Annotated in this window: 5 protein-coding genes; all 5 read left to right on the plus strand. The window is 60.5% G+C overall.

Features of this window, described 5'->3' with window-relative positions:
• Positions 1-93 precede the first annotated feature (93 nt).
• The 5 genes from topA (at position 94) to FYK55_RS07965 (ending at position 9,967) form a co-directional block, all read left to right on the plus strand.
• On the plus strand, positions 94-2,817 hold the full coding sequence (gene topA / locus FYK55_RS07945) for a type I DNA topoisomerase (protein WP_150075829.1): 2,724 nt from the start codon (positions 94-96) through the stop codon (positions 2,815-2,817).
• Between the two features lie 257 nt (positions 2,818-3,074).
• Positions 3,075-3,254, plus strand: coding sequence for a DUF6800 family protein (locus tag FYK55_RS07950; RefSeq protein WP_150075830.1), 180 nt, complete (start codon positions 3,075-3,077; stop codon positions 3,252-3,254).
• 601 nt (positions 3,255-3,855) lie between these two features.
• On the plus strand, positions 3,856-4,611 hold the full coding sequence (locus FYK55_RS07955; protein ID WP_150075831.1) for an ABC transporter ATP-binding protein: 756 nt from the start codon (positions 3,856-3,858) through the stop codon (positions 4,609-4,611).
• A 109-nt stretch (positions 4,612-4,720) separates the two neighbouring features.
• A complete protein-coding gene (locus FYK55_RS07960) occupies positions 4,721-7,645 on the plus strand; it encodes a Gldg family protein (protein WP_150075832.1) in 2,925 nt (974 codons plus the stop codon).
• 126 nt (positions 7,646-7,771) lie between these two features.
• Positions 7,772-9,967: a DUF4340 domain-containing protein gene (locus FYK55_RS07965; protein ID WP_150075833.1), complete on the plus strand. Its 2,196-nt coding sequence runs from the start codon at positions 7,772-7,774 to the stop codon at positions 9,965-9,967.
• The last annotated feature ends 25 nt before the right edge of the window (positions 9,968-9,992 follow it).

The following is a 9,992-nucleotide window of genomic DNA, read 5'->3' on the forward strand; positions in this document are numbered from 1 at the left end:
CGACAGAGGATTGACGAGGTCGTCCTTCCCTCGCTACCACTACCCCCATGGGCCCGGCACCTCCACCAACTCCGAGAAGAACAGCTTTTTTAGATGGCAAAGAGCACTGGCAAAAGCTTGGTGATCGTTGAATCACCCGCGAAAGCACGGACAATCTCGAAATTCTTGGGGGGCCGTTATCAGGTCGAAGCCAGCATCGGCCACGTCCGTGATTTGCCGGAAGGAAAGAAAGACGTCCCGGACAAGTTCCGTGACGAGCCGTGGGCCTACCTGGGCGTCAACGTCGACGAGGGATTCGAACCGCTTTATATCGTTCCCACCGACAAGAAGAAACAGGTCAGCAAGCTGAAAGCCGCGTTGAAAGAAGCGGACAGTTTGTATCTGGCGACCGATGAAGACCGCGAGGGGGAGGCGATCAGTTGGCACCTGCACGAGATCCTGAAACCGAAGGTGCCGGTGCATCGGCTGGTGTTCCACGAAATCACCAAGGAAGCGATCACGTCGGCCCTGGAACACACCCGCCAGATCGACCAGGGTCTGGTCCGTGCCCAGGAGACACGACGCATCCTGGACCGACTGTACGGCTTTGACATGTCCCAGCTGCTGTGGCGGAAAGTCGGCAGCGGCACCAGTGCCGGACGGGTCCAGAGCGTCGCGGTGCGATTGATCGTGCAGCGTGAACGCGAACGAATCGCCTTCGTCAAAGCCACCTACTGGGACATCGATGCGGTGTTCCAGACCGCGTCGAACGAATCCCTGCCGGCAACCCTGACCTCCTATGACGGCAAGCGGGTTCCGGCCGGAAAAGACTTTGATCCCGACACCGGCAAGCCGACCAAGAAAAACCTGCTGCTGCTGGACGAGCAACAGACCAACGCGCTCGCCGAACGTTTGCGAAACAGCCAATTCACCGTGTCCAAGGTCGAGGTGAAACCGTTCAGTGAGCGGCCTCGGGCCCCGTTCACCACCAGCACGCTGCAGCAGGAGGCCAACCGCAAATTGGGATTCGGTGCCAAACGGACCATGACCGCGGCCCAAAAGCTGTACGAAAACGGCTACATCACCTACATGCGGACTGACAGCACCACGCTGTCCAAGGAGGCGATTTCATCGGCCCGCTCTCTGGTCGGGTCGGTCTACGGCAAGGACTATCTGCACCCGGAAGTTCGGGTCTACAAGGGGAAGGTCAAAAACGCTCAGGAGGCTCACGAGGCCATCCGGCCAGCCGGAACGACCTTCCGGACTCCCGAATCGATCCGAGGCGAACTCGGCCCGGACGAATTCAAGTTGTATGACTTGATCTGGAAGCGGACCGTGGCCTGCCAGATGGCCGACGCCAAAAAGCAACGCATCAGCGTCTCGATCGAAGGCGGCGGCGCCACGTTCACCGCCACCGGCACCAGCATTCTGTTCGAAGGCTTCCTGCGAGCCTACGTCGAAGGCAGCGACAACCCGGAAGCCGAATTGGCCGACAAGGAACGGCTGCTGCCCAACGTCCGGCAGGATGAATCCCTGGACGCCAAGTCGATGGACCCCAAAAGCCACACCACGCAGCCGCCGGCCCGCTACACCGAAGCATCGCTGACGCGAACGCTGGAAGAAAAGGGGATCGGCCGTCCCAGCACCTTCGCTTCCATCATCGGCACGATCACCGACGAACGGCGGAACTACATCTTCAAGAAGGGCAACGCCCTGGTCCCCAGCTGGCGAGCCTTCAGCGTGACGCGGTTGATGGAGGAACACTTCGGCACCCTGGTCGATTATCAGTTCACCGCCGACATGGAAGATTTCCTGGATTCCATCAGCCGCAACGAAGGCGGCGCCGAGGAATACCTGCGTCGTTTCTACTTCGGCGAAGACGCGAAACCCGCCGACCACACGGAGGCCGACCACAACGTCGCCCTCAAGCCGCGTCTGGAGAAAAAGCTGGAGGAGATCGACCCCCGCGTCACGGCGCGATTCCTGATCGGAAAACCGTCCGAAGGCGAGCATCGCGAAGAAGTCTTTGTCCGCGTCGGAAAGTACGGCCCCTTCTTGGAACAGGGAGAACGCAAGGCCCCGATCCCCGAGGGCATGCCTCCGGACGAACTGGACTTGGCCCGCGCGATCGAATTGCTCGATGCCGGCCAGGTCGAGGACGAGCCGCTGGGGACCCACCCGGAAACCGGCAAACCGATTTTCGTCAAAGTCGGTCGCTTTGGACCCTACCTGCAGCTCGGAGAACCTGACGACCCGGAGAAACGCAACCAATCGCTGCTGAAAGGAATGGCCGTCGAAGATTTGACGCTGGAGATGGCCTGCAAACTGCTGCAACTGCCGCGGACCCTGGGGAATTTTCCCGACAACGACAAGCCGATCCAGGCCTTTGACGGACGCTACGGGCCGTACGTCAAGTGCGAAAAGGAAACCCGATCGCTCCCCGACGGGGTCTCGCCGTTGGAGGTGACGTTGGATGAAGCCATCAAGCTGCTTCGCGAACCCAAACGCCGCGGACGTGCCGCCCCCAAAGAACCCATCAAGGTGTTCGAGAAGAAGTCGCCCGTCACCGACGGCGAGGTCAAAGTGCTGGACGGACGCTACGGACCCTACGTCACCGACGGCGACACCAACGCGTCACTGCCCAAGGGGACCGATCCGAAAGAGCTGAGCTTCGAAGCCGCCATCGACCTGCTGGCCGAACGGGCTGCCAAAGGCGGCTCGAAAAAGAAAAAGAAGAAGAAGGCGACCAAGAAAAAAGCAACCAAAAAGAAGGCCGCCAAGAAAAAGTCGGCCAAGAAGAAAACCACCAAGAAAAAAGGCGTCAAGAAGAAGGCCTGAGTCCGGCCGATCGGCCCATGGCCGCCCGCTGGCGAGAGACGACGCCGACCACCCGACCGTTCGTCTTCTCAGGCGGAGGGTCGCATTCTCGGGCGGAGGGTGGAAGATGAAGAACCAACCGTCACGGCGGGGGCTCCCGAAGGACGCGGGGCGGCGAGCCCGTCAACGCACTACTCGACGGCCGAAAAAGCGAGTAGACTCCGCGGCCCGAACCATTTACTTCAAACCATCTTTCTCACCGCAAGTTGGAGTTTGCCATGCCGAGTGGCATCGAACGAGTCCGCGAAATCAAACGTCTCCGCACCCGCCGAAAGAAGGTGGCCAAGCTGATCGCTCGTGGGAAGGCCGGCACGATGGACAAGGACGAGGTCGTCCGCAAGCTGAAACGATTGACCCCCGGCGCCGACGTGATCATCGAGCGTGAAGGGTTCAAATAGAACCTGATTTCGCCGGCCTGAATGCCCGGCGAAAACTTCCTCCGGGGCGTCAAATTCCGCCGGAAACGTCCCTCCGATCCATGCGGATGGCCGTTTCCGTGAGGGCCGCCTGTACTTTCAGCTCGGGCGTCTGGCAAGGCCGCCGAGGGTCCGGCCTCAGCGCGGTCCCCGCCGATTCGCCCCCGCGAATTCCGACCACCCCCCTCCGCCCCACCGGGTGGCGTGCACCGCGGTCGGGATTTCCACCCCGAGATTTGGCGACGTGTCCGTGAAGGTGGCCCGTGTTCGGCGATGGATTCCCTAGGGGACCGCGAGCCGCGTTCCGGCCTGACGAAGTCCGCGGAACCGCCGTTCGCAGATCGAGCTCGTCCGGTTATGTTTCTCGCCATCAGGCTCCGCCGGCTCGTTCTGCGGAGCAATCCCGATGGGCAAACACTGGACGTCGGCCGTCGGCCGGTCCCGTCGGCGGCTGCCGCGTCGACGCCTTTCGGCAGGGTGCCGCAGGTGCGTCAAAATTTGCGTCTCCGCCGTGAACCGCGGCGATTTGCTTGTCGTAGCAGTCGCTTAACGTCTATCCCGACCCTGACATTCCAAGACGAACATGACCGAAACTGACGAACGACGCCCGATGATCGAGGCGCTTGGATTGAGCAAGTTCTATGGACCGTTCGCCGCGGCTCGCGACGTCCAATTCTCGGTTCTGCAGGGTGAGTTGGTGGCGTTCCTGGGGCCCAACGGGGCCGGCAAGAGCACGACCATGAAAATGTTGACCGGCTACATCGCCCCCAGCGAAGGTGAAGCCAGAATCGCCGGATGCAACATGATGACCCAGCGGATCGAGGGCAGCCGCCACCTCGGCTACTTGCCCGAGAGCGGCCCGCTGTACATGGAAATGACGCCCTCCGGGATGCTGGACTTTTTTGCCGAGGCTCGAGGGCTGTCCGGTCCGGCCAAACGGGACCGAATCGAAGCCGTCGTCGAGATCTGCGACCTTTCCTCGGTGATGTACAAGTCGATCAGCAAACTCTCCAAAGGGTTCAAGCAGCGGGTCGGCATGAGCCAAGCGTTGCTGCACGATCCCGACGTGCTGATTTTGGACGAGCCGACGGCCGGTTTGGATCCCAATCAGATCCGAGGCGTCCGGAAGACGATGCGGAAGCTGGCCGAAACCAAGACAATTCTGCTGTCAACGCACATCCTGCAGGAAGTCGAGGCGATGGCCAACCGCGTCATCATGATCAACGAAGGCCGGCTGGTGTACGACGGCGACGTCGACGGCCTTCGCGTCCGGGGAGACAACGACCTGGACGAAGCCTTTTACAAACTCACCCACAGCGACGACCACGCGGCCACCTGATCGGCGGCGTTTCCGGCGGGCTTCGTCCCGATCGGTGCGACTGGTTGCGGCGGTGCCACCGCCCACGCCCATTCTCTCCTGAACAACCACATCCAAGTTCTCTGATACCATGAGCAGCATCGTCACAGCCCTGGGAACCCTGCTTATTCGGGACGCCATTTTCTTGTGCATCCTGGCAGCGGTCTTTGGCCTGATCGCGGGAACCAAACGCGCCGCCTTTGCGGTGATGAAGCGGAACTTTGTCGGTTACTTCAGCAACCCGACCGGTTACGTCTTTCTGTGCATCTTTGTCTTCCTGACTTCGGTCGCCGCGTTTTGGCCTTATGAGTTCTTCAACCAGAACCTGGCCACGCTGGACCAGCTGAATTACTGGTACCCGTTGATCATGCTGGTCTTCATTCCGGCGATCACGATGAGCATTTGGGCGGAGGAAAAACGGGCCGGGACGGACGAACTGCTGCTGACGCTTCCCGCGGACGATTTTGACATCGTGATCGGAAAGTACATGGCAGCAGCAGCCATTTTCACCGCGTCGCTGCTGTTCTCGCAGTTGAGCACGTTTGTGACGCTGGCAATTCTGACAGAGGGCGCGTTGGACGTCGGCCTGATCTTCACGACCTACCTGGGGTATTGGTTCGTCGGCGTGACTATGATCGCGATCGGAATGGTCGCGTCGTTCCTGACCGGCAACCTGACGGTCGGGTTCATCCTGGGCGCCCTGTTCAACGCTCCGTTGGCATTCGCATCGTTGGCCGACTCGATCGTCGGCACCCGCCAGGTGTTCGGCCTGGATTTGGCGGAACTGGTCAAGAACAGCGGGATCGCACGCCCGTTCGACGACTTCGGTCGCGGCGTGATCAGCATTTCCTCGATGGCCTACTTCATTCTGGTGACCGTCGTTGCTCTTTACATCTGCATGGTGCTGATCGGCCGACGGCATTGGACCGGTGGAAAAGACGGCAACACGATGGCGTATCACTACCTGGCTCGCATCATCGCGTTGATCGTGATCACCGCCAGCGCCGTGGTGCTGTTCCGAAACCGCGACGTCGCCCGACTGGACATGACCGAAGGGGATGTCAGTTCGCTGGCCCCCGCGACCACCGAGCTGATCGAGAACCTGGAGTCCGACCGGCCGATCAAGATCGATGCCTTCATCAGCAACGACATCCCGGAAATGTATGCCCGGACGCGTTACGAACTGGTCACCCTGCTGAAAGAATTCCAAAGCGAAGCCGCCGCCAACGGCCGCACCATCGAAGTCAACCTCCACGAGAACATCGATCTGTTCAGCGAAGAAGCCGCGATGGCGGCCGAGCGATTCGGGATCGAGCCCGTGACGCGAATGGTGCGTGAGCAGGGCTCCTATCAGCAAAAGCGGCTGATCCTGGGAGCGGCATTCCGCGCCGGCCTGGAGAAAGTCGTGGTGCCAATTTTCGAGTACGGCATCCCGGTCGAATACGAATTGGTCCGATCGATCAACACCGTCGCCCGCGGGACACGTAAGCGGATCGGAATCGTCCGCACCGACGCCCAACTGATGGGCGGTGTTTCCACCCAGGGCATGCAAATGCGGCGGATCGAAAAGCACCCGCTGATGGATGAACTGAGCAAACAATATGAGGTCGAACAGGTCGACCTGGAGGCTCCGATCACGCCCGGCGTCTACGACGCATTGGTTGCCGTGCAACCGTCCTCCCTGGCCCCGCCGCAATTCGAACGTTTGATCGAAGCGGTCAAGGCCGGTGTGCCGACCGCCGTGTTCGAAGACCCGCTGCCCTTCGCACGCCCCGACATCACCGCAACCGGTGCTCCCAAACAGCAGAGCGGTGGCATGTTCGGCATGGGCGGCGGACAGCAACCCAAGGGGGACATCCGAGAATTGTGGGATGTGCTGGAACTGAAAAGCCCCGGAAAGCCGACGGCCCAGTACTTCAACGGCGACATCGTCTGGCAGAACTTCAATCCCTATCCGAACCTGGACATGAATGTCGATCCGTTCTGGATCTTCATCGATGAAAACGCTCCGGGCGTCGAATCGGGGCAAGCCCTGAGCTCGGAAAGCTCCATCACGTCGGGACTGCGTCAAGTTCTGGCACTGTACTCCGGTGCGATCCAGGTCAACGACAATCCCACGCTGCAGCACACGCCGCTGCTGCAAACCGGAAGGGACAGTGGACTGCTGGCCTTTGACACCGTCTCGGCCGTGATGCAGCAGGGACCCGGTGCGCTCGCCGGCGCGATCGAAGACTTCTCGCCCAACCAGACGCTTGCCATGACCATCGAAGGCAAGACCGCTCCCAAGTCCGACGACAAAGACGGCGACGCGGATGGTGAAAAAGACAATGCCGAAAAACCCGTCGACACGACCGCGGATCCGATTCGCGTGGCCTACATCGCTGACACCGACCTGATGCTGCCGGTCTTCTTGCAGCTTCGTGCCGATCCCAACACCGCCGCCGAACTTCGCTTCCAATTCCAGAACGTGACGTTCCTGTTGAACACGATCGACTGGTTGACCGGCGAGACCGACTTCATCGAAGTCCGCAAGCACGAGCCGGTGTTCGCAAGCTTGAAGTTGATCGATTCGGTGAAGGAATCGGCCAGCCGGGACGTGCGCGGAAAACGGAAGGAGTTTGACCGGCAATCCAAGGAGGCGATTCGTGAAGCCGAAGAGGAACGTGATCGCGAACTGCAAGACCTCCGCGAAGAACTGACCGAACTTCAGAAGAAGAGCAAGGACGGACGGATCCCACGAGCCGTCATCGACGCGAAGACGATCGAGTTCCAAACGAAGCAGGAACGGTTGCAACGCGCGTTGGATGTGCGACGGGCCCGGGTCGAGCGTGAAAGCGAACGGAACATCGCGAAGATCCAGCGAGAGTCGGATCAACGCGTCACGGCGATCCAAAACCAGGTGAAAGCCTACGCGGTCGCGCTTCCTTGCATCCCGCCGTTGATCGTGGGCGTGATGGTGTTCGCCTCGCGTCGCCTGCGGGAACGCGAAAACATCAGCAAAGAACGACTGAAATAATAGGGAACGGCGCGCATTGCTGCGGCCCGACTTCCCGCGAAGTCGCCGCAGGACTCGGTTCCCGCAAACATTCAAACTTCCACACGCAAGAAACGTCCTCACGTTTATTTACGAGAGATACTGACGGTGAACGAAACCAAGAAGACCGGAATATTCTGGGCGATTGCCGCGGCCACGCTGCTGATTGCGGCGATCGTTGCCTGGCCCTCCTCCACGCAGGACGAAACGTCTCTTGTCGACGGCCTGGTCGGCACCAAGTTGTTTGCCGAATTCAAGGATCCGCTCGCCGCGGCCGACTTGAAAGTGGTCACCTTTGACGACGCCCAGGGCGAACTGCGCAACTTCGAAGTCCGCAAGGACAGCGAAAATGGTCTGTGGACCATCCCGTCCAAAGGCGGTTACCCCGCCGACGCGGTGGAGCAGATGCGTGACGCGGCCAACTCCCTGGTCGATTTGAAGGTATTGGACGTGCCGACCGACAATCCCGAGGACCATCCGGGAATGGGTGTCGTCGAACCCAAACTGGAAGATCTGGACGTTGGCGACGAAGGGGTCGGCCGCCTGGTCACGTTCAAAGATGCCGAGCAACAAGTTCTCGCTTCGTTGATCATCGGCGCGCCGGTCAAAGGCCAGGAAGGACAACTGTACGTCCGCAAACCGGGTCAAGATCCGGTGTACGTCGTTTCGTTGGATGACAGCCCCCTGACCACCAAATTCAACGACTGGATCGAACAGGATCTTCTGCAGTTGAGCAGCATCGATGTCAATGACCTGGAAGTCAAAGACTACAACGCATCGTTGGGACTTCAGGGCGTCGCGTTGACGCGAAACTACAGCGCCGAATTCAGCAAAGACGGCACCGAGTGGAAGCTGGTTTCGCTGAAGGAATACGACAAGGAAAACCCGTTGGCCGATCCCACCGAGGTTTCCATCGACCCGGATCAAAAACTCAACACGCAAAAGCTGAGCGACCTGACCAACGCTCTGGACGACCTGAAATTCGTGGACGTGCTGCGCAAGCCCGACGGCATCAGCGCCAATTTGCGGGCCGACAAAGACTTTGCGAGTGACCAGGAAGCTGCCGCACAACTGGCAACCCGGGGCTTCATCCCCGTTCCGATGGGCCCCAACGGCGAGATCGAAATCCTGTCTGCCAACGGCGAACTGACCGCCACCACGCAAGAAGGCGTGCAGTACATCCTGCGATTCGGCAACATTAGCGGGATCGCTGAAGACGGAGAGGAGGAGACCGACACGGCCGACGAATCCGATTCCGCCGGCGGCGTGAACCGCTACCTGATGGTCAGCACGACCGTCGACGAATCCTTCTTCCCGGCGCCGGAATTGGAACCGATTCCGCAAACCCTGGAAGATTTGGATGCCATGGACCGCAAGGAACAGGAAGCCGAAGCAGCCGCTCAGGCGGCAACACAGGAATCGGCGTCTGAGGAACCGGCAACCGGCGAGGGCCAACCGATGCAGGACCAGCCCGGCGAAGACGGCCCGGAGGCCGACAGCGAGCCGGCGTCCGACAGCGAGCCGGCGGCCGATGAAAGTGCCGACGACGATGCGGAAAGCAGCACGGAAGCGGATTCGAAAGATCCTGCCGAAGACAATGCCGACGCCCCAGACGAGAATGCTGCCGAAGCTGGCGATGAGGAGAGCTCGAAGGCATCGTCCGCCGACGCGGACGCCGAGTCTTCCGAACCGGAAAACGAAGCCGTTTCCGAGGTCGAGGGTGAAACCGATGCATCGGGCAGCGGAGAGTCGACCGGCTCCGGACAAGGCCAGGCAGCGGACGAAGCCTCCGATGAAGCTGCCGAATCAGACGCCGCGCAGTCCGACGATGAATCGGACGCGGCTGAATCCGACGCGCAAGCCGATGCCGGCCCGTCAAGTGAGTCGTCCGACAAGCCCGCGGACTCCCAGCCATCCGAGCAGGAATCGCCCGCATCGGAGCCAGCTGAGTCCGATTCGGCCGAAAAGCCTGCTGACGACGCCAAGGCCGCTCCGGTTGCCGAGACCAAGGAAGAGAAGCTGGAGCGTTTGGCCGGCGTGCAGGAAAAGATCACCAAAGCCAACGAGCGAAAGTTGGAGCAACGTGAAGAAAACCTGCAACAGGCGCGACGACGCAGCCAGGAGCTCAATGAGCGATTCGCCGATTGGTACTACGTGATCCCCGAGGACACTTACACCAAGCTCCGCATCCAACGGGATGAGCTGTTCGACAGTGGCGACAGCGACGCATCCAATCCCGCCGCGCGGATGCCGAACATGCCGAATCTCGGATTCCCTCCGGGAGGCTTTCCGCAGGGCAATTGAATCCGTTGGATGTCCCCCCACTCAA

The organism is Roseiconus nitratireducens, from assembly GCF_008629675.1.
GTDB classification, from domain to species: Bacteria; Planctomycetota; Planctomycetia; order Pirellulales; family Pirellulaceae; genus Stieleria; species Stieleria nitratireducens.